This window comes from Sanguibacteroides justesenii (assembly GCF_003204205.1).
GTDB lineage: Bacteria > Bacteroidota > Bacteroidia > Bacteroidales > Marinifilaceae > Gabonibacter > Gabonibacter massiliensis.
Genome location: NZ_QJPL01000005.1, coordinates 337072 through 362709 on the forward strand (window position 1 = coordinate 337072; position 25638 = coordinate 362709).

Sequence of the window (25638 nt, forward strand, 5' to 3'; positions counted from 1 at the left end):
AAGGCAGTGCGAATGCCGCCAGGCAGACTGCAATGCTATGTATAATGTTCGGTTTCATCAGTCCAATCCTTCTTCCTAATTATTCAACATCAACGTTACTCAGCACCACCCGCCAAGATTGAATCAGTATGTAGCTGCTAATCCACTTGTTGTTCTCGTCGAGGAAGAAGGTCATCACATAGTCGTCCTCGCGGTCCAGAAACTCCTGATCGGTCATCGTGCGATTGTACTCCTCCTCGTAATAGTCTTTCGCCAGCAGAGCATGGTCGATCACCGGGATGCGGGCCACAATCCCGCCCTCTCGGTTGGTGATGGTAAGGAACATCTTTTCACGATGGGTTTCCATCATGCGTCCTACAGTCAGGTCAGCGATAGCACCCTTTACATGGATGATGGCACGGGAATCGGCTTTCCCCAGGCCGGCCTCGCCGTTCTGCATTTTCCAAGGACGGTAAGTGATGTTCTCGTCTTCCAGCAACTCGTTGTCATGAGCCATCAACCCGTTCTCGTCCTCTATGCGGAAGGTGAATTGATTGACATCCACATCCTCTCCCGATAGATGATGCAGTATGATGCGGATATGGTTGGTGTTCTTGGTCAGGTACATGGTATAGTCGTAACTGCCTCCGTCGTCGTTAGAAGGCAGCGATACATCCAAAGTGCCGTGAAAGAGTCGATAAAGCCTTTCTTTGCTGTAGGCACCTGACTCGTCATGCTGGCGGTTCAACGCACATTGCAACTGCTCCATCCGGGTCTCGCCGACACGGGCTTCAGGTACGGAGAAGGACTCTTCATGCCCGCCGTCGTTCCTGAGACCGCACCATGCCAACAGCCGATAGTCGCCGGCAGGCAGGTCGAGCGATATCGAATAGTTCTCCGCCGTAGACGGATCTATCTGTTCTTCCCGCTGCCATGTCAGTATGCCCGACGTGTCGAAGGCATACAGATGCACCGATGAAACCTCGTTTGCAAAAGCATCCGCCCACTTCAGGTTCCTGTCGTAACGGAATTTGAGCCGGTAATACACCGAACAATCGCCTTCTTCTTCATTGAGCCAGTTGTTACTGCATGACGGAAGAACCAACAGGCAGACCGACGCCACGCCGACCTTCACTACCACATTCCTTATCAATGCCTGTATATCCATATCGTATACTCTTTTGTATAGTTTATACCAGTGTTACTTATATATGTATGATGTGCGGAACTTCCGCATCCGGATTTCCTCGTCAAGTGGGATACCTGTTTTATGTACAGGTTTCCGATGCCGCACCTCCCTTGTGTGCCGGTGGGCGGGTACTGTGTTTATTTATTTGATTATTGTATGATGCGTGGGAGACGGTAGCCGTTTCCCACTCATCATAAGTATCAGGAACGCCTTCGGGCGGTCAGGTTCATTACCAATCCAAAGTATAGTCATTATTGACAATGCGCCAGGACAGAATCTTGACTTCAGCCGCAATGTAGTGATCATTGGGGTCGGGCTTCTCGGGATAAATCACCTGCTCAGGATCGTAGACAGGGGTGCCGAAGCCAGCTATCCCTGTCACGTTTGTCTTATACACGTGGTTGCGGACTACGCCCTTAGTAGCATTTTCACCTTCACCATTATGAATAATCTCGTAATAATAGTAGGTCATACCGGATTTCCAAACCAAAGCCCAGTCAATTATATTCTTGTTCTTAAGTTTCTCGTTAATCGTATCTGCTTTAATAGTCTCTGTTACAGTTTGATCCGCAGAATTGTACCATGTTTTCTTTTTTGCGACTTCTGTCAGTTGGGCATATACATAACAGTTGTTCGTACTGTTCTCTTCTTCCAGCTGTTTAGCAATTACAATCTGAAGATCGTCGGTACCAATCTGTGTACGCGTTGTACTGTTTCCATAATAGTAGTTATAGCCGTTGGCTTTCAGCTGGGCAAGGATACTTGCCTTCAGGAGGGGGAGGTTTTCAGACGGTATCTCGGAATATGTATCGGCATAGTGGGAACCCATGTGTCTTACCAAAGTCAAGCGAGAGCCGTCTTCATTGCAGAGGAACCCCTTTAGGATAACCTTGGTTTTGGCCAGTTCGGCAACATCACTACCATCAGCCTTAGCGGCGTTCTCATTGGTGTACAATACAGTGTCAATAGCATTAGGGATATCGGCGTACTTATTATACTTGTTCTTTGCATTAGAAGAATTCATGGCCCAGAAACTGCGGTGTGTGCCGTTCCACCAATCACTTGGCCACGTGGGATTAATTTTCTTGACAAGTCTGCTGTTATCGGTTTCTGCGGTCAGGGCCCAGCCTTCAAGTGTTAGGTAAACCTGCTTTCCGTCAGCTGTGAGTGCATTCCCTTTCTTATCTTTCAGTGGCAGTTTGTCAGTGCCAGCGAGTTTTACTGCACCACCCAAACTGACCGTAACTTTGGCCACACTGCGCTCAACATATATGGTGACGGGATGTAATTTGGCCTCAGACTCTTCCTTACACAGGTTTTCAGCCTTTACGGGAACAGCGCAGACCTCTGCACCCTTATTTCCATATACGGAGTTGAACATAACGAACGAGCCCTCTTTGGTGAAGTCGTCGGAAGCGTAATCTTTGGAAATCGCCTTTAGGTCATCAAGACTCTTTGACTCGTTGCCCAAATTAGTGGTGGGATTCAGCACAGCCGCCATCATCTGGGGAAGTTTGTCTCCGGACTTGGTGCTGATGACAATAGTGGCCTTAAGTTTACTTTCAATATCATCCGTGTCAATTGTACCACCTATCTGCTCCACGTTCGGCCAGTCGTAGTAATTTACATAAGTGGAGCCCTGAAGTTTGACATCAGTGGCGGCACCGTTCTCGGTGAAGAAATAGAAACGAACTTTGGTAACTTTGTTTTCATAATCTTCTCCATCCTGGTAACCGGAAGCGGCACGTGCACGTGTAACATCTGAAGACACCAGGTTTACGGCAATGTAGCTGGTATTAGCCTTACCGTTGCCTACATCCTCCTCGTTCGGAGCAATCTCATCCCGTGAGCATCCCGCGATAAACAGGGATACCAATACAGATATAAATAAAAAGTTCTTTTTCATATCGTTAAATTAAATTGTTTGAAAATATGTTTCTTCTCTTTTGATTTATATTATTGATTTGATGTCATTTCTGCCTTTCGTTCAGTTCGTCAAGCGTCCTGCCGGCCTGTTCAAGTCCCATCTCTTTCGCCTTGCCGAGGTAGCGGCGTGCCGTGTCGTAATCTCCCTCCCGCACGGCAAGCGCTCCACGTGCATAGACAGCCTCGGCGGAGTCGCCGGCCTTGTCGAGATACTTGCGTGCCGTCCCGAAATCATCACGGCGGATGGCGGCGTTGGCGGCGTTCAGGTTGGCTGTTTCATCGTTCGGGAACATGCGCACCGCCGTTTGAAAGACATCCGTGAACTCGTCCGTGCCGGGTTCATACTTTCCGGCAACGAGGTAAAACTCGTCCAAGCTCAATTTCTGCGGCTGCTCCGCCATGATGCGTTTTATTTCATCCACTTCGCTGAACGTGCGGATGTTGTAGTCTATGCGGTAGTCGGTATGGCGCAACGCGGGATAGAAATTTTGCAGCATGAAGCGATACTCGTTGGGGTAAGTGCGCTTAATTTTCGACTCTTTGGCATCCGGTTCCATATCGCTGTCTATCAAAGCCAGAATCTCCGCACGGTGGTCGATATTCGATTGTTCCACGTAACGGCGCAATCCAGTCCAGTCCTCAGGCTCGTAATCGGTTTGGATGACGCTATCCGCAAAACGGTATAGTTGTCCTATGTGCTTTTTGAGTGCGGCGGTACGTCCGATGGCAAGTTCCGTGTTGTGTTTGTAGGGGCTCTCCGGCGAGGCGTACCCTTTTAACCATACGGAAGTGATGGTGACATCCTTGTCATTGCGCACGGAGTCGATGGTCGCCTGTATCTTGCCTAACTCGACCGTATTCCGACGGTAGTCGGGATAAATCACCGTTTGATCCACCGGGAAGTCGATGTATGCCGAACCGGATAACGAACGGCTTTTCATGATTTCTGCCTTGGGCTGCACGAATACCAGTTCGGGGAAAAACGCCTCATGGTGGCTTCCCAGATCGCCTTCGTATTCCGCCAGTATTTCCTGACAACATCCCCAGTCGCTACGATGTAGCTTGAGCGTGGCTCCGTTCATCCAATCTTCGTAGAGAATAGGGTTGTTATACTCCAGTTGTTCCGGTTTTTTCGATACTTGAAATGACTTCTCCGACCCGCCCGAAATGGTGCTTATACCATTTCGTACATAATAATAATACCGACGGCGTCCGTAAATACCTATCGACGGCAAGTCCAGAGAATCCGCCCCGTTGACCAATCGAGGGGTAAGCAGTACGGTGCGGTTGGCGTCCACGTCGAGTGCGGTCAAATCGACATCCATCTCTACAGTAAGGTATTTGCCGTTACGATTCATATTGAAATTCTCGATGGAAACACCGGGTAGAATGTTTTTTGTGTCTTGCGCCATCGCTCCCGACATATTTCCCATGCCCAGCAAGGTTGCCAGTATGAATATCGTCTTTTTCATGTTCGTTGCAATTTAGAATAGATAAACCAGGTTAATGGCCGCCTTGGTGGGTCCCACGTAGTGGTGCGGCTTGTTCGTTTCTATCTTTTTCCCACATCCTGCACACCGGAACTTATCGTAACGGGTATAGGAATAACCGAAACCGATTTCCGCCTCCAAGTTCCAATAGTGACCGAGAATCCATGCATAGCCGTATGCCACGCCCGCACCTACAAACCAGCCTTGATAACGAGAATCCTTCAGTTTCCGGGCATCCGTCCCCAAAATGTTGATTTTGCCATCGAAACCGCCGATGTTGTACTGTCCCCCATGTAAATGCGCACCGAAAAAATGTGCGCCGAAACGATCACACAGCCAATAACGGACCTCGGGCTGCACGGCCCAGTGTTTCCAGCGACGGTCGTGCGAGAGAGTCCACGCGTTGAATTGTCCCGTAATGTCCAAAGTCCATTTCGGAGCAAGCCCCACCTCGATACCGAGGTTCGGGTTGAAAAAGCCATCGGCGAGCAGGTTCGTCTTCAATGCTACATCCTGCGCCTTGACACTCGAAAAAAGTGTCAGCATGACAGCGATGACAGTTAATTTCAGTCTCATATCCATTATATGTTACATATGTTGTTTTATATATCCTTCTATGGCAATCATTTGCAATACATGTATAATGCGTATGCAAATACAAGAAAATTAACACGACACGGCATTTCTTGATATACATACAACTTTTTCTAACCACTTCTCTTTTTAAGAGAAAGACAGAAATAATATTGCCTTATTTTTAGGGAGTTATAGTTAAAGGATGGCAGAATTGTACAACAAATTCCGGTATTCACTTAACATCCGACCAGATTCATTTTTGAAAACCGATTTTTTTTTATCGGTTTTCATTGTCGTTTTCAGCGTTTTCACTAATTTTGCGTCTGTATGCTATTTCTCTTAAAAAGAATTTTACGGGTTACAAAGCAGACTTACGCTATTTTTAATTTGTGCAGGCATTTTTTTTTTTTTTTATCTGTCCGAGATTTAATGTTTGCCACGTTTTCACTAATTTTGCAACTGCGTACTATTTCTCTTAAAAAGAGAACTTTACTATTGTCCGACAAACTCCGGCGACCTCATCACTTACAAAGATTTCAATATCTGGCTGTTGGCCTTATCCACAGCGGACGTATCCAGTGAAGCCAGATAGATTCGCGTAGTTTTCTCGGAATCGTGCCCCATCGCCTCACTGATGGTTGCCAGCGGCACGTTCTTGCTTTTGGCGATGGAAGCCCACGCATGGCGGGCCACATAACTCGTCAAGGGCATGGCCAGTCCCAGTTTTTCACCGAGCCGTTTAAGCTTACTATTGACCAGATGCGCGGCATTCTTGTACTGCCAGCGTTCATCCGCATTCACGTTCTTTATAATCGGCAGCAGATAGGGACTCCCGCCCGTATCGTACTTGTCGATGATCTCCTGCATCGGTCTTTCCCATTTGATGAAAAGTAGCTGACCCGTCTTTTGCCTGCGGTATGATAGTATACCGTTTTGCAGGTCCTTCTTTTTCAGGTAGGCCATATCCACAAACGACATTCCGCGTGTGTAGAACGAGAACATGAAAATGTCCCGGGCGAAGTCCATGGCCGGAAACAATGTCAGGTCGAGTTTCCTTATCTGCCGGATGATTTTCAAGGGCACGGCACGTTTGACGGTCTTGTCGATTCCTGTATAGACGTGCTTGAAAGGGCTGCGCTGTATGGTCAGTTCCTTTTCGACGGCACGGTTGTAGATGGCCCGTAATCCCCGCATATAGTAGGATGAGGTATTCGGACACGCATCATTCGCATGCAGAAAGATTTCATACTCGACCATCAGGTGGGAGTCCACCTCGTCCAGAGGAACGTCCTTCTCCCCGAGAAACCTTCCGAAACTGTTCAGGACGGTCGTATAACGCTCGGCGGTACGCATTTTGCAGATTTGTTTCAACTGCCGCACAAGTTCACGGCCGAACGACATGAACCCTCCGCTGTCCGCCGAGACAAGGAAGCGTTCCGCCACCTCTTCGGCCGTATAGTCCCGGGCCGCCCGTTCGAAGCGGGTGATGATGCCTTTGAAACGTCTGACATCTTCCGCCAAAGCGCTTTTCAAGGAAACAAGATAATTCCGGCGACCGCTTTCTATACCCGGAGGAAAGACGATTTCCGCGTTTGCCGTATCCCATTCATCCGGGTAGAGTTTGTAACCGGGATTGACTTGTCGTACCACACGGTTATGAATCACTTGATAAAATACTGTGCCTTCCTTCGTCGGGATGGTAGAAGCACGAAATTTCACTTTTACTGTTGCCATACGATTTGTTTTTGATTTCAGCCAATAAAAAAGCCTTCATTAAAAAAATGAAGGCTCCTATTTTTATTTTTACGTATTCCTATACATTCGGAATACCTGATTCCGCATACGGATTGTCACCCGAAATCGTTTGATAGACCGCCTTCACCCGACTCCAAAACCACCAACCTCGGTATTCTATCCATACAGCCTGATGCAACGTCACCGCTACCCGCATCTTACCATGCGGCCGGTTATCCTCGATAATACCGGCCAACCGGATGTACGGCGTAATCATCTACACTTTCCGTCTCAGAACCGAAACCGTATCCCGCCCTACGACCGTATCGCGGATAGCCGCATCAATGGGACCTGCAACCTCCAACTCATGCCGTGTCACTGCTTCAAGGTTTTTAATTTCACCCGGAGCCGCTTGAGGGATGCGGCATCTTCCGCCCTGAACCGCTTATATGCGCCGAGAGTCAACCGCAATGTCTCGGAAGCAAGCGCCATCGTCACCGAATCAACCTGCATGCGCTTTACCTCAGAAAGCAGCGCCGTACTATTTGATTGGTAACGGTACCGTTCCGTCCTCAGCCGCACGGCATGTCGGTGTCGTAACCATATGACTCCGCCGAGAACCACGAAAGCCGCCATCTGGAATATCCAGCGGAAGCTGCCCCCATAAACCAAGCGATTCTGCCCCTTTGTGCCAAATAAACATCCCCCTTGATACCAACATAAAAATGCCCCTGCCGAACGTTGTCTGACAGAGGTGTTTTCGTAGATTTGATTCCCGTCTTGACCGGTGGGATAAAATCATTCTACTATGCAACAAAGATAGCAAACATTCTCCAATGTCATGCATTGGGGATGGGAATAAAGCAGATAAGCACGAGCTTTAAACTGTCCCGCAACACGTTGACGGTCGAACCGATGAACCATATGAAACTCCGCGGCATGACTACCGCCTCCACTGAAAGCCTAACCTCTACTATGGCCGAGACAATGACAATCGACTCCTTTCTGCACATGTTGCTTGCCAGGGAATGGGATTACCGCACCGATGCGGCCATCCAACGCCTTATACGCGGGGCATCGTTCCGCTAAAGGCATGGAACACATTCTCGAACACGAGCACATAGGCTTGCTCGTCAAACCCGTTTCAAGGAGATATTCCTGATTCGGCAAGTGGACAATACCGAACTCCGACTGCAACCAATAGCAATGGAGAGTACGTAACATCAACCAATATAGACGAATAATAATCAGCGGAATAAGTAAGCGGCGCATGTACGGTAAAATTGCCCCCCTACACACGTCGCTTTGTTTTGTATACGCATTCCGGTAAAAGAGACTCTCTTTCTGTGTTTCAATCCAAAAATTTCATATACCTTTGTATTCGCAATTAGTTGGCTGTCCATGCCATCTATGTATACTTACAAAGACAGATGCGCAATTCTCAGCAAAACCAGTACTGATAATCAATCAGTCAAAAACCAAAAGAGTAGTCCAAATAGAGACCGCCTCTTTTCCTTACTTCGTAGGTTTGGTTTGCTTCGCCGGAGCCGTTGTATCGGGGGCGATGCTATCCGTTACGATAAGAACCTCCGATTCTTCGACAACAACATCCGTAGAATCAGGTACCGATTGAGATTGCGTTACCGACTTTTGATTCGCATTTTGATTTTTTTGCTTATTTCCACAAGCAACAAACGTTAAAGCCGCAACGACCATTAACAAATTAATCCATCCTATTCTTCTACAAGTTTTCATTTTTTTCCCAGTTTAAATTAACAAGTTGTTCCAACACTTTCCCTTACGGATGTATACATAAAAAGTTTCACCCGAAGCCTTCTCTTTCCCCTATTCTTTTCCCCGAAAATGAAAAGTGCCGATGAAATGAATCATCGACACCCTGCACACTTTATAAATACTGTCTGGTTGCATGACAGTCTCTTTTAAATAATCTACCACTCTAATTATGGTAATTATCCATATTTATCATTAAATTATAAACGATATTTAGGACAAAAGTATTGATTTTGTGAATAAATATGTATGGGAATCAATACATGTATTGAAATTTAGAATCGTTCTATCATGGATATGACAATAAATCAAAGACTTGACGATTTCTTAGAAGAAAAACATATTAGTCAAGAGGAATTGCGCTCACAATTAGGTTTGAAAACCCGTCAACAAGTCAGTAATTGGATCAATTGCAGAGAAAAAATTTCAGAAAAGCATATCATTCGAATTGTTGAACTTTATCCGGAATTAAATGCCAATTGGCTCATAACCAATGCCGGTAATATGTTTAATGATCAAAAAATCGTCCGCCATATTAACCGGAATGCTTACGGATTTTGTGAAGAATGCATCAAAAAAGAACAAAAAATAGAATATTTACAGGAACTTATTCACCAAAGGGATCAAGAGATCAAGTTGCTAAACCGGGAGATCGGGAAATTGGAAGACCGATTGACACGTCGCGTAGAGAATAAAGAACTCTAATAAATCTAAATAACCGGAGAAAGAGTTGTATCGAAAAAAAGAATATTCTATATTAGCACCCACAAATAGAATACGAAACATGACAAGGAAACGATACATAACCTTAAATTGGTGGTGGCACCTATTTAAACTTCGTAGTAAACGATGAGGTTATGTAATTGTATTGCATAAAGATTTCAGGCGAGCCTATTGTTTACTACAGTAGGCTCGCTTCTTTTTTTATTCACTTACAAATTTCATACTATGAAAAAGACTAAAAAAATTCTGCTTTCAGAAAAAGAGATGCCGACGCAATGGTATAACATCGTGGCCGATATGCCGAACAAACCGCTACCGGCCCTCCACCCGGGAACAAAACTTCCCTTAAAAAAAGAGGATCTTGTTCCCTTGTTCGCTCGAGAACTCATAAACCAGGAGTTCGCAACGGAACCCTATATCGAGATTCCCGATGAAGTACAAGAGTTGTATAAAATATGGAGAGCAACCCCTCTCGTGAGAGCTTATGCGTTAGAAAAGGCCTTGGATACTCCTGCTAAAATCTATTTTAAAAACGAAGGGACGAGCCCGGCCGGATCGCATAAACCCAACACGGCGATTCCACAAGCTTACTACAACTATAAACAAGGTATCAAACGAATGACGACAGAAACCGGAGGAGGCCAATGGGGAACCGCTCTCAGTTTCGCCTGCCAGCATTTCGGAATCGATCTGAAAGTATTTATGGTAAAAGTCAGTTACGGTCAAAAACCTTATCGAAAACTAATGATGAATACCTGGGGTGCCGATGTAATTCCCTCCCCCAGTACACTTACCGAGGCCGGAAGAAAAATATTACAAGAACATCCCGATTCATCAGGCAGTTTAGGCATTGCCATATCCGAAGCCGTAGAAATGGCAGCCCGCGATCCGTATACAAATTACTCCTTAGGTAGTGTATTGAACCATGTACTGCTCCATCAAACGATTATCGGAGAAGAAGCCATTTTACAAATGCAAAAGGCAGAAGCGGAACCGGATATCATTATCGGTTGTTTTGGAGGCGGTTCTAACTTTTCCGGGATCTCTTTTCCTTTTTTACGCGGAAAGCTAAAAAAGAATAAAAACACCCGGATCATCGCTGTCGAACCTCAATCCTGTCCGAAACTGACCAGAGGACAATTCCATTACGACTTCGGAGATAGCGTAGGTCTAACTCCCTTATTGCCGATGTATACCTTAGGCCACGATTTTCAACCGGCAGATATCCACGCCGGAGGATTACGCTATCACGGGGCAGGCATGATCGTGAGTCAACTTTTGAAAGATCGCTTGATAGAAGCCGCGGCTATCCCGCAACTGGAAACGTTTAAGGCTGGTATTCTATTCGCCCAAACCGAGGGTATCATTCCCGCACCGGAATCAACCCACGCCATAGCACAAACCATACGGGAAGCTCTGATCGCCAAAGAAGAAAGAAAAGAAAAAACCATCCTTTTCAATTTGTCCGGACACGGTATGATCGATTTATTCGCTTATGAACAATACCTAAACGGAAACCTCTCGGATTTTCAAATCCCGGATATTGAAATCAACCGATCTTTAAAAGGATTGGATAAACTCATGTGAAGAGCATAGCTATCTAATTTTTTGCTACTTTTGCAAAAAATTAGATAGCATGTATTACACGGAAGTCAATTTTCACATTACCCCCTATTCCGAAGATATCACGGATGCTCTTATCTCGGAACTCGGCCATTTAGGTTACGACAGCTTCTCCTATACTGACGAAGGATTCAAAGCCTACATCCCCAGCAAACAATACGATAAGAACGCCATTTCGCGGATGGAGATACTCCCGTTTTTCGAGCAAGAATACCAAATCAAATGGGAAACGACTCAAGTCGAGAACCAGGATTGGAATAAAGTGTGGGAAGAAAATTTCACCCCCATCATCGTTAAAGACCGGATTTTGGTCAGAGCCGGATTTCACGCCTCCATTCCCGGCATCGAGCATGAAATAATCATCGATCCGAAGATGAGTTTCGGTACCGGTCACCACGCGACCACAGCCCTCATGCTCGAAACCATATTAGAAATCAAACCGGAAATCAAAAATAAAAAAGTACTGGATATGGGGTGCGGAACAGGAATACTCGCCATTATGGCAGCCCAATCGGGAGCATCTGAAGTAACCGGAATCGATATCGACGAATGGGCATATAATAATGCCGTGGAAAACTTAAAAACAAACCGTATATCCAACGTACGTATTAAAATCGGTGACGCGAATCTATTACGAGCACAACAAAATTACGATATCATTTTAGCTAATATAAACCGCAATATCCTGCTAAATGACATGCATCGCTACACCTCTGTCCTTAATGAAAACGGGTATTTGATTATGAGCGGCTTCTATTTACAGGACCTGCCCAAAATTCAGGAAGAAGCAGAAAACTTAGGACTCAGATTCAAATCTCACAACGTAAAAGAGAATTGGGCTGTTGTAATATTCAACAAATAAATGTGAATTTGTTTAATATTTAACAATCTATTGCAAATCGAAAACAGATGTATAAATTTGCAACGCAAAAAATAAAGAATAATGATATTTACTAACAACTCATACAAACTTATGTGCATGCAAAGATTATTTGCATGCCGATGAACTGTTTTCAGTCAAAACTATGGAAAAAGCCCGTGTAAATTACACGGGCTTTTTTATTTTATATCAAACAACATATACAAACATCATGAACGTATTAAAATTTCGAAGAACATCCGCGGACTCGGCCCGACGCATTCAAAAGGCAGCCGAATTAATTTCGGAGAAGGTCTGGGCATTGATAGTGACTATTCCACAAATCACTTGATACCCGATTTTGCAGCCTGTTTTCAACGACTCAAAACATTTTTCCAAGCACTTCCGAATCAAAAAATCCATTCCGAACCGGGACGTTCATCAGTCGGTCAATGCGGTAACCATATTTCCCGCGTTTTGTACGTGCAAGAAGGCAAAAAATAATAAGTTTATCGTTCTGAGCGCCGGAATGAACGATTTAATCCGTCCCGCCTTGTATCCGGCATCTCATCGAACAGGAGAACCTGATATCGAACGGCCTCCCGCTACGATCCGCGGGATCTTCCCGGTATCCACTTTTCCGAAACATGGAGGAGACAATAAAGACGCCGCCCTGAAACGGCGGCGTCTTTTTCCTGTATAGCCCGAATCGCATCCTTTTACTTGCGGGGAGTTTTTTTATCATTCGGTTTCGCGATGGATTCCCTCATGGTGGTATCGGCCTCTATATTTTTCATCCGATAATAATCCATTACTCCTAAATTTCCGTTTCTGAAAGCTTCCGCCATTGCCCGAGGGACGTCGGCTTCCGCCTCGATCACCTTAGCCCGCATCTGCTGAGCCAATGCTTTCATCTCCTGCTCGGTAGCGACAGCCATAGCTCGACGTTCCTCCGCCTTAGCCTGTGCTATCTTCAAATCGGCATCCGCCTGATCCGTTTGTAACTCCGCTCCTATGTTTTTACCGATATCAATATCAGCAATATCAATAGACAGTATCTCGAAAGCGGTTCCCGAATCCAACCCTTTATTCAAAACTACCTTGGAGATCGAATCGGGATTTTCCAATACCTCCTTATGCGAATTAGCCGATCCGATGGAAGAGACGATCCCTTCACCGACACGAGCTAAAATGGTCTCTTCACCGGCACCCCCGACCAGCTGTCGGATATTGGCCCGCACGGTCACTCTCGCTTTGGCTATCAGCTGAATTCCATCTTTTGCCACCGCCGCCACCGGAGGAGTATTGATCACTTTAGGATTCACACTCATCTGCACGGCCTCAAAAACATCCCGACCTGCCAAATCTACTGCCGTTGCGATTTGAAAAGTCAAATCGATATTTGCTTTAGAAGCTGAAACCAACGCGTGTACAACTTGTGCCACATGGCCTCCCGCTAAATAATGTGCTTCCAATAAATCCCGATAAAGTTCCAAGCCGGCTTTTTTCCCTTCGATCATAGCCCTCACGATGACAGAAGGCGGAACTTTACGCCAACGCATCAATACCAACTGCAAAAGAGATACTTTTACATCCGATACCAAAGCCTGAAACCACAATCCGATAGGTATAAAATAGAGTACGATCCAAAGCAGGAAAAGTCCTCCGGCTATTACAACAATCAATAAAACCATTCCATCCATTCTATTCTGTTTTTAGTTTAACAATAATCTTATTCTTTAAAACCTTTATTACCACGACTTCACTGTTCTCGTTAATATAACCGGATTGAGACTGTCCTTCCACAATATGGTCCCCGACCTTTACCTTTCCCATCGGAGCCAACCTTCCCAGACACAATCCCGTATCTCCCTCCTGTATCGAACGATCGATTCCTTCAACCGTTCCGTCGATCTGGGTATTTAACTGCAAACGTTTCCAAGTCTTAGATCTCAACGTATAATAAGTAATTCCAATACCTCCCGCGGCTGTACCCAGTACCGTAAAATGTCCTTCCCACACTCCCATGCTGCTGTATGCCATATAAATAGCGACTCCGATACAAACAAAACCGATAACCCCGGCAACATTTACCCCGGGAAAAACCAAAAACTCCATAATCAATAGAACAAAACCTATTAGAATCAACATAATAAGCACCAACCACTCCATAATACTTTTGATTTAAATTTTCGTTTAAAGGTATATTTTTTTTATTAAAATCCTATCAATAAAGAGGTAAATTAGCTTCTCCCGTCAGAAATAGAACATTTTATTTCTCATCATCAACCCTAATCTAAAATATTTGTATTTACTTTGCACTTCAATTTGCATAATTGATCGCATAGATCTAATTTCATAAAGAGAAAGAGGAATGATGGACTTTGAAACAGACAACAACAACGAATTCTATCATAAAATAGAATGTTTTAACAAAGAAAGAACTGAAAAACTAAGTTATCACTATAACGAAATTATCAAATTACTCGGAGAAGATCCATGCCGGGAAGGCCTTGTCAAAACACCTTACCGTGTTGCCAAAGCCATGCAGTTCATGACGCAGGGTTACACGCAGGATCCCGAAAAGATATTGCGCTCGGCTCTTTTTAAAGAGGATTACAGACAGATGGTTATAGTAAAAGATATCGAAATATATTCTTTATGCGAACATCATATGCTCCCCTTTATCGGGCGGGCTCATGTAGCGTATATCCCCAACGGATATATTACCGGATTAAGTAAAATTGCACGAGTGGTTGAAGCCTTTGCCAGAAGATTGCAGGTTCAGGAACGTCTGACCCACGACATCAAAACGTGTATTCAAAACACGTTGAACCCGTTGGGCGTTGCCGTTGTCATTGAAGCACAACACATGTGCATGATTCTGCGCGGCGTTCAAAAACAACACTCCGTTACGACGACTTCCGATTTTAGCGGTGCTTTTGAAAAATTAGCGACGAGAGAAGAGTTCATACGGTTAATCAGCAACAAATTTCATTAAAACAGAAACATATGAAAAAAGCATTTGTATTTCCCGGACAGGGAGCCCAATTCGTCGGAATGGGTAAAGATCTATATGAAAATTCGCCGGAAGCAAAAGAATTATTCGAACGTGCGAATGAAATCCTGGGATTCCGTATCACCGATTTAATGTTTAACGGAACGGAGGCGGATTTAAAACAGACCAAAGTAACCCAACCGGCCATCTTTCTTCACTCTGTTATTTTAGCCAAATCATTGAACGAAAAACCGGACATGGTTGCAGGCCACTCCTTAGGAGAATTTTCCGCGTTGGTCGCCAATGGGACTCTATCGTTCGAAGATGGTCTGAAATTGGTACACGCGAGAGCATTAGCCATGCAAAAAGCTTGCGAAGCCAATCCATCAACGATGGCGGCAATATTAGGTTTACCCGACGAAACCGTAGAGGAGGTTCTGCACGGAATCGATGAGGTTGTCGTTACGGCTAATTACAATTGCCCGGGTCAACTTGTGATTTCCGGCAGCAACAAAGGTATCGAAATCGCTTGCGAGAAACTGAAAGCCGCCGGGGCAAAAAGAGTACTACCCTTGAACGTTGGAGGTGCTTTCCACTCTCCTTTAATGGAGCCGGCCCGCAAAGAATTGGCAGAAGCTATCATGAACACCAAATTTTCCCAACCTTCTTGCCCGGTATATCAAAATGTCAACGCCGCTCCCGTGTCGGACCCGGAAGAGATTAAGACAAATCTAATCGCACAATTGACAGCATCCGTACGTTGGACCCAGACGGTTCGCAACATGTTATCGGACGGAGCTTCTTCTTTCCTTGAGATCGGACCCGGAAAAGTCTTACAGGGACTTATTAAAAAAGTGAATCCAGACGCAGAGACAGCAGGTATTCAATAAATGATTTTAAAGCCTCCCGGATGGGGGGCTTTAAAATTTTTTGTATCTTTATTCCCCGATTTAGGGGAGCGTCATTCAATTGAGATCATTATGTCAAACAGTACAAGGAACAACAAACATCGCAGACTACAACATTTTTTCAAAATAGTCATAATCATTATTATTTGTGGTATCATTGTATCCTTATTACCCAAAATAGAAGGATTTAAATATACTTATCAAAAAGGAATGCCCTGGAGATACGGAACCTTAACCTCTCCCATGGATTTTCCCATACATAAAACGTCCCAAGAAAAAATGGCCGAAATTGAAAAAGTCAAGAAAGAGCAATTACCTATTTTCAATTTCAACGAAGCATTAATAACGGGACAACTAAGCAAATTTACTGAAAAGATTAACAGTCTAAAAAATAGAGGTAATAGTAAAGCCATTAACCAAATCATTGCGAAATTAAAAGAAATCTACCAAAAAGGTATCATTCTTTTGCCCGAGAAATTAAGCAAAAGCAATATCAAATCCATTCTCGTCGTAAAAAACAACATCGCTTTTGAGGAAAATTTCGAACAGGTATACACGCTTAAAAAAGCATATGAAACATTAACGGATTTTATTCACAAACTGAATATACCTCAAGAGGCAAAAGAGGAATTAATCGGAATGGATCTGAACAATTATCTCATCCCGAATCTGGAATACGACGCACTAAAAACAGGTTTAGCCTTAGACAACGCGATCAAGAACATCAGTCCGACACAGGGAATGGTGCGGAAAGGTGAGGTTATCATTCTAAAAGACGAGTTGGTCACACCGGAAAAATACAAGATATTGGAATCATTCAAAATCGAACACGAACAAGATCTCGGCTCTTCTGGCGACAGGATAAAAATGATCGTCGCTCAAACAATACTGACACTGATAGCCCTTATCAGTTTCTCTATTTTTCTTTATTTCTCAAGGAAACGACTCTTTTATAACAATAAAGATTTCCTTTTTCTTTACAGCATGTTCCTACTCACGATCCTGTTAGGAAGTCTCTGTTATTTCCGGGATATCAACATCCTGGCGATTCCGGTACTTTTTTGTCCGATCATCGTGAATATTTTATTCGGTCCTCGTCCGGCTTTGTACCTATTAATCGGCACAAGCATGCTGGTATCTTACTATTCGCCGAACAGTTACATGTATCTCTTCATGCAGGTATCCGCCGGTATCGTTGCCATTTTTAGTTTATCCCAATTACAACGCCGCGGGCAACTATTTTTGGCTATCGCATTTATCTTCGTTACTTATACACTCGTTTACGGGGCATTTACCCTCATACAAAACGGGACCCTATTACCTCGTCAGCTTTTCGACATCCTCTTTTTGATGATTAATGTCCTTTTGCTCAGCCTGACTTACCCGGTACTCTACTTAGTAGAGAAACTATTCGGGTACACATCCGAAATCAGCTTGATGGAGTTCTCTAATCCCAATCATCCTGTTTTACGTACATTAACCAGAAAAGCTCCCGGAACCTTTCAGCATTCGTTAATGGTAGCCAATCTGGCGGAAGAAGCCATATACCATATCGGGGGAAGTCCTCTATTAGCCCGGACCGGAGCCCTGTATCACGATATCGGAAAAACCTACGATCCAATCATGTTCATCGAAAACCAATCCGGAGGAATCAGTCCGCACAAAACACTGGACTTCGACGAAAGTGCACAAATCATTATCGGACACGTGACGAAAGGAGTCGAATTAGCCAACAAATACAAATTACCGGAAGCCATCATCAACTTCATCCGAACCCACCACGGTAAAAGTAAAGTCAAATATTTTTATTATTCTTACAAGAATAAACACCCCGATAAGGAGATAGACGAAGAACTCTTCACTTACCCGGGTCCCGACCCTATGAGCAAAGAGTGTACCGTCGTTATGATGGCCGATGCCGTGGAAGCGGCTTCTCGCGCTTTGGAAATAAAAAACGAAGAGAATATCGCCAAACTGGTAAATAATATCATCGACGATCAACTCAAAGAAGGAAGATTTGCCAATGCCGATATTACGTTTAAAGATATCTCGACGGTGAAAAGAGTATACACGGAAATGTTAGTAAACGTATATCACGCCCGTATTGCTTATCCGAAATTAAAACAACAAGATAGTAAACCTACAGATCATGAGTCAAAAACCGATAACGATTAAGGACCTTGCCGAACAGTTGAATATCTCTGTCTCTACCGTTTCCAGGGCACTGAAAGATAATCACGAAATTAGCGAAAAGACCCGGAAAGCCGTGCAAGATCTGGCAAAAAAGGTAGGTTATAAACCCAATCCCATTGCTGTAGCCCTAAAAACACATAAAAGTTACACGATCGGAGTTATCGTACCCCAAATCGTCAGCACCTTTTTCGCAACCGTCGTAAAAACGATTGAGGAGGTCGCTGATAAATACGGATACAACGTGTTAGTCAGCTCCTCCAACGAAAGTTTCGAAAAAGAAATGAAAAGCATCGACATCTTATTGGGAACCCGTGCAGATGGAATTATCTTATCCTTAGCCCACGAAACTCGTACGTTCGACCATATTAAAAATATACAGGAGGCCGGAATTCCTGTTGTTCTATTCGACCGGACAACCGATAAGTTTGAAATATCAAGGGTTGTCACTGACGGACTGACCGCAGCCTTTCAAGCCGTACAACACCTCGTGGAAGTTGGCGCAAAAAAGATCTTTATACTTACAGGACCGAAACAAATCACAATCGGAGGCAACCGGATGAAGGGGTATTTAAAAGCCATGGAAAGTAATCATTTGGAAGTAAAACCTCATTACGTCTGCTATTGTGAGGATTATACGGTCCAAGCGGGCAAAAAAGCCGTTCAGCAAATCATCGCCGCAAAAGATATCCCGGAAGCGATATTCGGAATCAACGACGATTTAATTATCGGGGCAATCGAAGCCTTGAAAGAAGCAGGCTTACGTATACCGGAAGATGTCGCACTGGTCGGTTTCTCCAACACGAAACGATCCAGATACATGTCGCCCACCGTCAGTTCAATCAATCAATTTCCGGAAAAAATAGGGAAAATTGCGGCTGAACTCCTTTTCGAACAAATTCTAAATAACAGGCACGCCAAAATAAGAGAAGAAATCGTGAATTGTGAATTAATCGTTCGGGACTCGTCAAACCGTAAACGACAAATATTACATAATAATTAATCATATTTAAAGTTAGGAGTCTAAAACCTTGTTAATCACATGGTTAAATATTGTTAAACCACCTATAGCCCAAGACTACATCATTAAATTTGTAGAAAACTAATAGCAGCAGCCCAATGGATATCGTCGTTGAAAATTTAACCAAATCTTTTAAACACAAAAAAGCCGTGGAATCGATCTCTTTCACCGCGAGGAAAGGGGAAATTACCGGTTTTTTAGGACCGAATGGAGCTGGCAAAACAACTATCATGAAAATTTTGTCCGGATTCCTTTATCCGGATGAGGGAAATATTTTTTACGGGAATTACTCTATACACAAACACAAGGCAAAAATAAAAAGAACAATCGGTTATCTGGCAGAACATAATCCGTTATATAACGAAATGAATGTCATCGATTTCTTGTTCTTTATTGCCAAACTATATAATATCCCCCGCTATAAAACGACTGCCAGGGTATTGGATATGTTACGACTATGCGGCCTGGAAAATGAAAAACACAAATTAATCAGAGAATTGTCCAAAGGGTATTGTCAACGTCTCGGAATGGCCCAGGCCCTCATTCATGATCCCGATATTCTCATTTTGGACGAACCGACGACAGGTCTTGACCCGAATCAGATCATCGAAATCCGGGATATCATCAAAAAAGTGAAAGAAGATAAGACAATCGTATTAAGTTCACATGTTCTTACCGAAATCGAAACGACTTGCGACCGTGTTATGATCATGAGTCATGGAAAAATAGTAGCAGACGGAACGGCTTCGGAACTTCGTAGAAAATCAGCCTCTGAACACTGTCTTCGATTAGCGATAAAGGGAGGAGAAACCACTCGCATTTATGAAGCTCTCTCTTCATTACCTCAAATAAAAAATATCGATAAATTAAACAAGCAAACATTCGAATTAGAATATACCCCAGGGGAAGAGATCGAAAAGATCCTATTTGACCTATGCCACGACAACAACTGGTATATAACGGAATTGACCCCTATACAAGCGCGTCTGGAAGATATATTTCATAAAGTCACTCAAAATTAGAGGTATGCGTACGGTTAAAACATTAATAAACAAAGAACTGAAAATTACATTTAACTCTATACTCATTTACATCGCTCTCATCGTTTTTTTCGGAGTGACAGGTTTTATATGTTGGTTCTCCTGGTCTAACATATTCTCTATCGGACTCGTACCCCTCAGTTATCTTTTCAACATCTTTTACTGGGCCTTATTTTTTCTGATCCCTTTCCTCACCATGAAAAGTATCGCCGAGGAACGCAAAGTCGGCACTTATGAACTCCTCCTATCCAAACCCATTACAACGTGGCAAATCATCTGGGGAAAATTCTGTGCCATTCTATTACAGGTCGTCCTTTGTTTGGTACTAACACTCTCTTATTATATTACCCTTGCCTACTTAGGGCATATCGATCACGCGGTAGGCATATGCGGTTATATCGGGCTGATTTTAGTAAGCAGTTGCTACATCAGTATCGGTATGTTCGCCTCCTCTCTTACCAGTAACCCTTTATTCGCGTTTTTCATCAGTATCGGAGTGGGACTTTGTTTTCAAAAGTTATTCGAATGGATCGCGGAATTATTCGGGACGGGGCTTCTGACGAATATTTTCCATTACCTTGCCATGGGAGAGCATTTCGATTCTTTCTCGCGCGGAATCATCGATACAAAAGATATCATCTATTTCTTTTCAATTATTATCTTCTTTCTTAACCTGACGAAATACGTCATGAATAAGAGTAGAATTCAACCTAAAAAAAATAACTGATGAGAAACAAAATATTTTATCATCCGGCTTATTTGATCGTCCTATTGATTATAGTGAATATCGTAGCTTATTTCACATTCGTAAGAATCGATATGACCTCGAATAAAAAATACTCGTTAAGTCAGGTAAGTAAATCTTTCATAAAAAAAACAGATAAAGACATTACCATCGATCTTTATATCTCTCAAGATATCAGTCAGGAAAAGAAAAAAGTAGAGAAAGAGTTCAAAAACCTGCTCAAAGAATACAAAAGTCTCAGTAATAAAGGTTTCACCATAAATACGATCAATCCGGACAACGAGGAGAAAAAGCATGCGGCATTGGATGCCGGAATAGAGTATATTCCCCAGGAAATCAATGAGATTTTTACCCAAACTGTTTTTTTCGGCGCAACAATCAGGATAGGGGATCGCAGAACGACCATTCCTTATCTCTCCTCTCACATGTCTATGGAATACGAGATGACCCGAATACTGAAAGAAGCGTGTGATACGTTAAAACCCAGAATCGGATTTTTGCGGGGACACAACGAAATACCGCTAAGTAATATATCCCATGTGATCAACGAACTTTCATCCATGGGACATATCGATTTCATATACATTGACCAGTTTACGAATTTAAATGATTACAAAGTAATCTGCATTGTAGGTCCTGAAGAAAAATTCCTTCCGCAACAGATTCGTCGCTTAGAAGAATACCTGGAACAAGGAGGACGGCTTTATATCGCTTTGAATCATGCAGTAGGGCAAATCGGACACAACCAGAATACCGGATTTATCAATCAGGTCGGCATCGAAGAGATGCTGGAAAATTTCGGTTTAAAAATCGAATACGATTTCATCGTAGACAGAAGTTGTGGTACGATAACCATTAAACAAAACCAATTCAGACATATTACTATTTTCCCTTATATCCCGATTATCCGGAACTTCAGCAAACACATCATTACCAAAGGACTAAATGCCATCGTTCTTCAATTTGCCAGTAGCATTAAGAATGTAAAAACAACCCATCCTTACGTATTCACTTCATTAGCCAAGTCCTCTTCTATTTCAGGCGTCGAAGAAATACCCGTGTTCTTTAACTTGATGAAGACCTGGACAAAACACGATTTTAATCACCCGAACAATACCGTAGCCGCCTTACTTACCAATGAAGACAACAACAGTGCGATTGTCGTGATCACGGATGCCGACTTTATGCAAAATGATATTTACAACTTCCCCAACCATGATAACACCACGTTTGCCGTAAATTCCATCGAATGGTTAGCTGACGATTCCGGATTAATCAATTTGAGAAATAAATTTATTACCCATCAGGTACTACCACCCATCAGTGACGGGACAAAAATATTCTGTAAAAACTTCAATTTCTTTCTTCCTATATTATGCATCCTTGCGCTTGCCTTTTTTATGTACAGAAAGAGCAAGATCAAACGCTTACGACGCTCTCAACCCGGGTATATCGATTGACGATTGTAGATCTAAAGATTTAGGGATTAAATTCGAATCCCTAAATTACAGAATTCTTCTAATTTACAATCAACAAATTAAAATTCACTATGATGAGGAAATCGGGGGAAGAATAGACAATGTAAAGAGGTCGAACCCGGAATAAAAAATACATCCATCCTTACTTTTCATCCGCTTTACCTTTCAGACTGGTTATCCGCTTATTCCAGTCACGCAAATCCTTCTCTTTACAATTCTCTTGAATATATTCCTGAATAACCTGTCCGGAAGCCAACGTTTCGTCAGCTTTAACATTCATCAGCTTGCATGATAGCAAGGAAACACCCTTATGGACCGCATTCAATACCCTCTTGTGCCCGTCATAAATATAAAACTTATTATTGAATACAACTACGTCGATAGGAGCTTGAAGATGCGAACCGGCCTTTTTCAATTCGCTATCGACCCATCGAGCACTTTCCATAGAAATTTCTTCACAGCTTCTCATCGGAATAAGCGTGTAGGGAGACAACCAAACTTCACGGGAAGAGGTTCCATTGCGATAATTTGCAATAATAATATCAGCGATCGTCGATGGAGAAGAGTAACTTGTATCCACCACCAAATCATAATTTGAAAGTTTCTCCAAATCGACGTCGTATTGAACTTTAAATCTATGTACCTCGCTGTTCCGGCGTTGAATGATATTAGCTAAAGCAGTTCCGATATTTTCATGTTTTTCGTTGATTCTTCCCACGTCATTATAAACACGTTCGGCGGCAATTTCATCTTTTACGTATAAATACACTTTAAAAGATTGCGGTATAAAATGCCATGCTAACCTGGAATCGAATATTTTGGGAGTCGGCTTTAGGCCTTCACTTTTGACGAAATTATCCAATTCATGGTCAAATTCAGGATGCGTTTCCATGTACTTGTTGAAATCGTTTGTACTCATTCCGTAATCCTGAGCCATCCTCCTCAAAAGACTTCCGATCGACTCGACTTCCAGCCCCAATCGCTCTTTTAAAATAGAGGAAACCACACTTTTACCACTTCCCAGACTTCCTGTTATCGTAATATGTCTCATGTGTAAACATTGAAATATTAAATACTTATATTATTTTATCTACCTGTTCGTAAAAGGGTATAAATATAGTATTATTTTATTTTTATACGATCTCTAAAATATTTAATTTCAATTTGTATCGAGAGTACCTCTTCAAAAGTCTGGTATTAAGATGAAATAACAGAGTTCTGACCTGAAAACGGGAGTTTATCATACCTGTATAAAATAAAGAAGGAGTGAAAAATCAACGATTTAAGATTTCTCACTCCATTTCGTGAACTCGGCGGGAGTCGAACCCACAACCTCTTGGGCCGTAACCAAGTGCTCTATCCATTAAGCTACGAGTCCTTCTTGTTTTGCGATGCAAAGATAGATAAACTTTGACGAACCTGCAAGTCTTTATTTGATTTTTTTCAAATAGTTTTTTTATTTCTAAAAAGAAGAAAATGGTCCGAATCTTGTTTTAATTATTATTTTTGTATAGGGTTGTTCAATGATTAATATCAAAGTGTATGTTTAAGAAAATATTCAGGAAATGGAAGAGATGGAATTTGAAAGGAAAACAAATGGAGTTCGAGAGAAAACTCTCCTTTCACAATTTCAAAACAGCACGGAGTTGCATGATTTTCTGGGTAGAAAGTGATATCCCATTCGATAAAGTAGAAAGACTGAAGAATCTTTTATCGGAACACATGAATGTGGATGCTCTGGTTTTTCTCGAACCGGGGCGACCGCTGCCTGTCATACCGAAGACATTTTGCGTGAATGAAGACTGCATATCTTACAGTGGAAAGTTTTCAGACAGCAAACTAAAAGGATGTGTGGAGAATGCTTACGATTTATGGATTGATTTATCATTGAAACCGAATGTCCTGCCTGATTATATTGTGAGAAATTCCAGGGCAAAATGCAAGATCGGCATGGGACGCAGTAGTTTCGAAAACGATATCATATTTGAGGATGTGAACGACATCGATACGTTTACAGAGCGTATTTCAAGGTTATTGAGTAAAGTAAATTAGGTTAAAATGAAAAAATTTTCGGGTGTAGGAGTTGCTTTGATTACTCCTTTTACGAATAACGGCCAAGTAGATGAAATTTCATTACGGGGATTAGTTGATCACGTCATAGATAACGGCGTAGATTATTTAGTAGCTTTAGGAACGACTTCCGAGGCTGCAACTTTATCGGCCGAAGAAAAAGAACGAGTAGTAAACATTATCGCGGAACAAAACGGAGGACGGCTTCCTTTAGTTTTGGGAGTCGGCGGGAACAATACACAACAAGTATTACAGGATTTGAATACACTACCTTATGTTCCGCAGGCCGATGCCATTTTAAGCGTAACCCCCTATTATAACAAACCCTCTCAAGAAGGTCTGTACCGCCATTTTAAGATGATAGCAGAAAAATCGTCTCTACCCGTGATATTGTATAATGTACCCGGACGAACCTCCGTCAACATGGCTGCTCAAACAACATTACGACTGGCTCATGACTTCAAGAATATCATAGGTATAAAAGAAGCCTCCGGCAATTTCGAACAAGCAACGGCTATTCTAAAAGACAAGCAGGAAAAGTTTCTTTTCATTTCCGGTGACGATGGAATAACCTTACCCTTAATGTCGATCGGATGTTGCGGGGTTATTTCCGTTATTGCCAATGCTTTTCCCAAGGAATTTACAACCATGGTGCATTTAGCTTCCGAGATGAAATTCGACGGAGCCCGAAAGATCCATTTTGAATTGTCGGAACTATGCAAAGCCCTTTTTGAAGAAGGTAACCCAGCGGGAATAAAGGCTGCTTTACACCTGAAAAAAGTAATCGCATGCAATAAACTAAGAACTCCTCTAACTGAGGTTAGTGAAAAACTTTACCAAAAATTGACTGTTCAAATCAATGAATTATAATCCGCTGAAAAGGGATTGAGAAATTAAAGGATTGACGATTGTAAATTGACGATTGTAGATTTTAAATTGTAGATTGAATTCCGTTTTTAATCTACAATTTAAAATTTAAAATAAAAAAGCCACGATCTCTCGTGGCTTCTCCCTAAATTCGGCATCGACCTACTCTCCCACCTCGCGGCAGTACCATCGGCGCTAACGGGCTTAACTTCTCTGTTCGGAATGGGAAGAGGTGGATCACCGTCGCTGTAGATACCTTTTAATACCTTTTAATACTTTTAAATACCTTTAAAAAAATTCAACGTCTATAGCGTCAAACCTAAAGCTATTTGAATGGAGAGGGACATCGAACGCGGAAATGAAACAACCGACAGAGTTTATCGGGTTATTAGTACCGCTCGGCTGTGTCGTCACCGGCTTTACACCTGCGG

At 42.9% G+C, this 25638-nt stretch carries 25 protein-coding genes, 1 tRNA gene, 1 rRNA gene and 1 pseudogene; 15 read left to right on the plus strand and 13 right to left on the minus strand.

Features of this window, described 5'->3' with window-relative positions:
- Positions 1-79 precede the first annotated feature (79 nt).
- A complete protein-coding gene (locus tag DMB45_RS10265; protein WP_041502459.1) occupies positions 80-1147 on the minus strand; it encodes a FimB/Mfa2 family fimbrial subunit in 1068 nt (355 codons plus the stop codon).
- Between the two features lie 47 nt (positions 1148-1194).
- Between DMB45_RS10265 and DMB45_RS15005 the strand changes: the two genes are divergently transcribed.
- Positions 1195-1317, plus strand: coding sequence for a hypothetical protein (locus tag DMB45_RS15005; RefSeq protein ID WP_262509670.1), 123 nt, complete (start codon positions 1195-1197; stop codon positions 1315-1317).
- Positions 1318-1397: 80 nt separating this feature from the next.
- On the opposite strand, the gene DMB45_RS10270 is transcribed toward DMB45_RS15005, so the two are convergent.
- From DMB45_RS10270 to DMB45_RS15045, 6 genes are all read right to left on the minus strand, one after another.
- Complete coding sequence (locus tag DMB45_RS10270; RefSeq protein ID WP_110688748.1) at positions 1398-3074, minus strand: Mfa1 family fimbria major subunit; 1677 nt, start codon at positions 3072-3074, stop codon at positions 1398-1400.
- A gap of 64 nt (positions 3075-3138) precedes the next feature.
- Positions 3139-4566, minus strand: a complete 1428-nt coding sequence (locus DMB45_RS10275; RefSeq protein ID WP_110688749.1) for a DUF3868 domain-containing protein — start codon at positions 4564-4566, stop codon at positions 3139-3141.
- 12 nt (positions 4567-4578) lie between these two features.
- Positions 4579-5160 (minus strand): DUF3575 domain-containing protein, encoded by a 582-nt coding sequence (locus DMB45_RS10280; RefSeq protein WP_041502516.1) that lies wholly within the window; start codon positions 5158-5160, stop codon positions 4579-4581.
- A gap of 525 nt (positions 5161-5685) precedes the next feature.
- Positions 5686-6894, minus strand: coding sequence for a site-specific integrase (locus tag DMB45_RS10285; protein WP_059025365.1), 1209 nt, complete (start codon positions 6892-6894; stop codon positions 5686-5688).
- Positions 6895-6973: 79 nt separating this feature from the next.
- Positions 6974-7171 carry a DUF6549 family protein gene (locus tag DMB45_RS14910; RefSeq protein ID WP_237143300.1) on the minus strand — a complete coding sequence of 66 codons (198 nt, stop codon included), beginning with the start codon at positions 7169-7171 and terminating at the stop codon, positions 6974-6976.
- Positions 7172-7269: 98 nt separating this feature from the next.
- The gene (locus DMB45_RS15045; RefSeq protein WP_317046868.1) at positions 7270-7530 is read right to left on the minus strand and encodes a DUF6549 family protein; all 261 of its coding nucleotides are present in this window, start codon (positions 7528-7530) and stop codon (positions 7270-7272) included.
- Positions 7531-7746: 216 nt separating this feature from the next.
- On the opposite strand from DMB45_RS15045, the pseudogene DMB45_RS10295 reads away from it, so the two are divergent.
- Positions 7747-7980: pseudogene (locus DMB45_RS10295) on the plus strand (ATP-binding protein); the annotation flags it as partial.
- 429 nt (positions 7981-8409) lie between these two features.
- Here the strand turns inward: DMB45_RS10295 and DMB45_RS10300 are convergent.
- Entirely contained in the window at positions 8410-8649 is a 240-nt protein-coding gene (locus DMB45_RS10300) for a hypothetical protein (protein WP_146216439.1), read from the minus strand.
- A 327-nt stretch (positions 8650-8976) separates the two neighbouring features.
- On the opposite strand from DMB45_RS10300, the gene DMB45_RS10305 reads away from it, so the two are divergent.
- The 4 genes from DMB45_RS10305 to DMB45_RS14915 all read left to right on the plus strand — a co-directional run bounded on the left by DMB45_RS10305 (position 8977) and on the right by DMB45_RS14915 (position 12593).
- Entirely contained in the window at positions 8977-9390 is a 414-nt protein-coding gene (locus DMB45_RS10305; protein ID WP_059025363.1) for a helix-turn-helix domain-containing protein, read from the plus strand.
- 243 nt (positions 9391-9633) lie between these two features.
- Positions 9634-10995 carry a TrpB-like pyridoxal phosphate-dependent enzyme gene (locus tag DMB45_RS10310; protein ID WP_110688750.1) on the plus strand — a complete coding sequence of 454 codons (1362 nt, stop codon included), beginning with the start codon at positions 9634-9636 and terminating at the stop codon, positions 10993-10995.
- A 49-nt stretch (positions 10996-11044) separates the two neighbouring features.
- Positions 11045-11893: a 50S ribosomal protein L11 methyltransferase gene (gene prmA, locus DMB45_RS10315; protein ID WP_059025361.1), complete on the plus strand. Its 849-nt coding sequence runs from the start codon at positions 11045-11047 to the stop codon at positions 11891-11893.
- Positions 11894-12419: 526 nt separating this feature from the next.
- Positions 12420-12593: a hypothetical protein gene (locus tag DMB45_RS14915; RefSeq protein WP_154665519.1), complete on the plus strand. Its 174-nt coding sequence runs from the start codon at positions 12420-12422 to the stop codon at positions 12591-12593.
- A 16-nt stretch (positions 12594-12609) separates the two neighbouring features.
- Here DMB45_RS14915 and floA read toward each other — a convergent pair whose 3' ends face one another.
- Positions 12610-13584: a flotillin-like protein FloA gene (gene floA / locus DMB45_RS10330; RefSeq protein ID WP_041502517.1), complete on the minus strand. Its 975-nt coding sequence runs from the start codon at positions 13582-13584 to the stop codon at positions 12610-12612.
- Between the two features lie 10 nt (positions 13585-13594).
- Entirely contained in the window at positions 13595-14062 is a 468-nt protein-coding gene (locus DMB45_RS10335) for an NfeD family protein (protein WP_041502469.1), read from the minus strand.
- Between the two features lie 202 nt (positions 14063-14264).
- Between DMB45_RS10335 and folE the strand changes: the two genes are divergently transcribed.
- The 7 genes from folE to DMB45_RS10370 all read left to right on the plus strand — a co-directional run bounded on the left by folE (position 14265) and on the right by DMB45_RS10370 (position 22252).
- Entirely contained in the window at positions 14265-14891 is a 627-nt protein-coding gene (gene folE, locus DMB45_RS10340; RefSeq protein WP_041502470.1) for a GTP cyclohydrolase I FolE, read from the plus strand.
- An 11-nt stretch (positions 14892-14902) separates the two neighbouring features.
- The gene (gene fabD / locus DMB45_RS10345) at positions 14903-15778 is read left to right on the plus strand and encodes an ACP S-malonyltransferase (RefSeq protein WP_041502471.1); all 876 of its coding nucleotides are present in this window, start codon (positions 14903-14905) and stop codon (positions 15776-15778) included.
- A gap of 90 nt (positions 15779-15868) precedes the next feature.
- Positions 15869-17971, plus strand: coding sequence for an HD family phosphohydrolase (locus DMB45_RS10350; protein WP_070807440.1), 2103 nt, complete (start codon positions 15869-15871; stop codon positions 17969-17971).
- Positions 17946-18989 (plus strand): LacI family DNA-binding transcriptional regulator, encoded by a 1044-nt coding sequence (locus DMB45_RS10355; protein WP_041502472.1) that lies wholly within the window; start codon positions 17946-17948, stop codon positions 18987-18989. Before DMB45_RS10350 ends, DMB45_RS10355 begins: the two co-directional genes overlap by 26 nt.
- Positions 18990-19105: 116 nt before the next feature.
- On the plus strand, positions 19106-20029 hold the full coding sequence (locus DMB45_RS10360) for an ABC transporter ATP-binding protein (RefSeq protein WP_041504746.1): 924 nt from the start codon (positions 19106-19108) through the stop codon (positions 20027-20029).
- A gap of 4 nt (positions 20030-20033) precedes the next feature.
- On the plus strand, positions 20034-20774 hold the full coding sequence (locus DMB45_RS10365; protein WP_041502474.1) for an ABC transporter permease subunit: 741 nt from the start codon (positions 20034-20036) through the stop codon (positions 20772-20774).
- Positions 20774-22252, plus strand: a complete 1479-nt coding sequence (locus DMB45_RS10370) for a GldG family protein (RefSeq protein WP_041502475.1) — start codon at positions 20774-20776, stop codon at positions 22250-22252. Before DMB45_RS10365 ends, DMB45_RS10370 begins: the two co-directional genes overlap by 1 nt.
- A 160-nt stretch (positions 22253-22412) precedes the next feature.
- On the opposite strand, the gene DMB45_RS10375 is transcribed toward DMB45_RS10370, so the two are convergent.
- Both DMB45_RS10375 and DMB45_RS10380 read right to left on the minus strand, forming a co-directional pair.
- Complete coding sequence (locus tag DMB45_RS10375; RefSeq protein ID WP_041502476.1) at positions 22413-23321, minus strand: AAA family ATPase; 909 nt, start codon at positions 23319-23321, stop codon at positions 22413-22415.
- 254 nt (positions 23322-23575) lie between these two features.
- A tRNA-Arg gene (locus DMB45_RS10380) sits at positions 23576-23648 on the minus strand.
- Between the two features lie 164 nt (positions 23649-23812).
- Between DMB45_RS10380 and DMB45_RS10385 the strand changes: the two genes are divergently transcribed.
- Both DMB45_RS10385 and dapA read left to right on the plus strand, forming a co-directional pair.
- Entirely contained in the window at positions 23813-24322 is a 510-nt protein-coding gene (locus DMB45_RS10385; RefSeq protein ID WP_041502477.1) for a DUF6913 domain-containing protein, read from the plus strand.
- Between the two features lie 6 nt (positions 24323-24328).
- Entirely contained in the window at positions 24329-25210 is an 882-nt protein-coding gene (dapA, locus tag DMB45_RS10390; protein WP_110688752.1) for a 4-hydroxy-tetrahydrodipicolinate synthase, read from the plus strand.
- Positions 25211-25356: 146 nt separating this feature from the next.
- Here dapA and rrf read toward each other — a convergent pair.
- Positions 25357-25467: ribosomal RNA gene (gene rrf, locus DMB45_RS10395) — 5S ribosomal RNA — on the minus strand.
- Positions 25468-25638: the final 171 nt, after the last annotated feature.

Excerpts from the sequence above, each read along its gene's own strand:
- prmA (WP_059025361.1), top strand. The coding sequence starts at position 11,045 with ATGTATTACACGGAAGTCAATTTTCACATTACCCCCTATTCCGAAGAT.
- DMB45_RS10270 (WP_110688748.1), bottom strand. The coding sequence starts at position 3,074 with ATGAAAAAGAACTTTTTATTTATATCTGTATTGGTATCCCTGTTTATC.
- DMB45_RS15045 (WP_317046868.1), bottom strand. The coding sequence starts at position 7,530 with ATGGCGGCTTTCGTGGTTCTCGGCGGAGTCATATGGTTACGACACCGA.
- DMB45_RS10370 (WP_041502475.1), top strand. The coding sequence starts at position 20,774 with ATGAGAAACAAAATATTTTATCATCCGGCTTATTTGATCGTCCTATTG.
- DMB45_RS10355 (WP_041502472.1), top strand. The coding sequence starts at position 17,946 with ATGAGTCAAAAACCGATAACGATTAAGGACCTTGCCGAACAGTTGAAT.
- DMB45_RS10375 (WP_041502476.1), bottom strand. The coding sequence starts at position 23,321 with ATGAGACATATTACGATAACAGGAAGTCTGGGAAGTGGTAAAAGTGTG.
- floA (WP_041502517.1), bottom strand. The coding sequence starts at position 13,584 with ATGGTTTTATTGATTGTTGTAATAGCCGGAGGACTTTTCCTGCTTTGG.
- DMB45_RS15005 (WP_262509670.1), top strand. The coding sequence starts at position 1,195 with ATGATGTGCGGAACTTCCGCATCCGGATTTCCTCGTCAAGTGGGATAC.
- DMB45_RS10350 (WP_070807440.1), top strand. The coding sequence starts at position 15,869 with ATGTCAAACAGTACAAGGAACAACAAACATCGCAGACTACAACATTTT.
- DMB45_RS10300 (WP_146216439.1), bottom strand. The coding sequence starts at position 8,649 with ATGAAAACTTGTAGAAGAATAGGATGGATTAATTTGTTAATGGTCGTT.
- DMB45_RS10275 (WP_110688749.1), bottom strand. The coding sequence starts at position 4,566 with ATGAAAAAGACGATATTCATACTGGCAACCTTGCTGGGCATGGGAAAT.
- DMB45_RS10365 (WP_041502474.1), top strand. The coding sequence starts at position 20,034 with ATGCGTACGGTTAAAACATTAATAAACAAAGAACTGAAAATTACATTT.
- DMB45_RS14910 (WP_237143300.1), bottom strand. The coding sequence starts at position 7,171 with ATGATTACGCCGTACATCCGGTTGGCCGGTATTATCGAGGATAACCGG.
- DMB45_RS10265 (WP_041502459.1), bottom strand. The coding sequence starts at position 1,147 with ATGGATATACAGGCATTGATAAGGAATGTGGTAGTGAAGGTCGGCGTG.
- DMB45_RS10285 (WP_059025365.1), bottom strand. The coding sequence starts at position 6,894 with ATGGCAACAGTAAAAGTGAAATTTCGTGCTTCTACCATCCCGACGAAG.
- DMB45_RS10335 (WP_041502469.1), bottom strand. The coding sequence starts at position 14,062 with ATGGAGTGGTTGGTGCTTATTATGTTGATTCTAATAGGTTTTGTTCTA.
- DMB45_RS10305 (WP_059025363.1), top strand. The coding sequence starts at position 8,977 with ATGGATATGACAATAAATCAAAGACTTGACGATTTCTTAGAAGAAAAA.
- DMB45_RS10280 (WP_041502516.1), bottom strand. The coding sequence starts at position 5,160 with ATGAGACTGAAATTAACTGTCATCGCTGTCATGCTGACACTTTTTTCG.
- DMB45_RS10310 (WP_110688750.1), top strand. The coding sequence starts at position 9,634 with ATGAAAAAGACTAAAAAAATTCTGCTTTCAGAAAAAGAGATGCCGACG.
- folE (WP_041502470.1), top strand. The coding sequence starts at position 14,265 with ATGATGGACTTTGAAACAGACAACAACAACGAATTCTATCATAAAATA.
- dapA (WP_110688752.1), top strand. The coding sequence starts at position 24,329 with ATGAAAAAATTTTCGGGTGTAGGAGTTGCTTTGATTACTCCTTTTACG.
- fabD (WP_041502471.1), top strand. The coding sequence starts at position 14,903 with ATGAAAAAAGCATTTGTATTTCCCGGACAGGGAGCCCAATTCGTCGGA.
- DMB45_RS10360 (WP_041504746.1), top strand. The coding sequence starts at position 19,106 with ATGGATATCGTCGTTGAAAATTTAACCAAATCTTTTAAACACAAAAAA.
- DMB45_RS14915 (WP_154665519.1), top strand. The coding sequence starts at position 12,420 with ATGAACGATTTAATCCGTCCCGCCTTGTATCCGGCATCTCATCGAACA.
- DMB45_RS10385 (WP_041502477.1), top strand. The coding sequence starts at position 23,813 with ATGTTTAAGAAAATATTCAGGAAATGGAAGAGATGGAATTTGAAAGGA.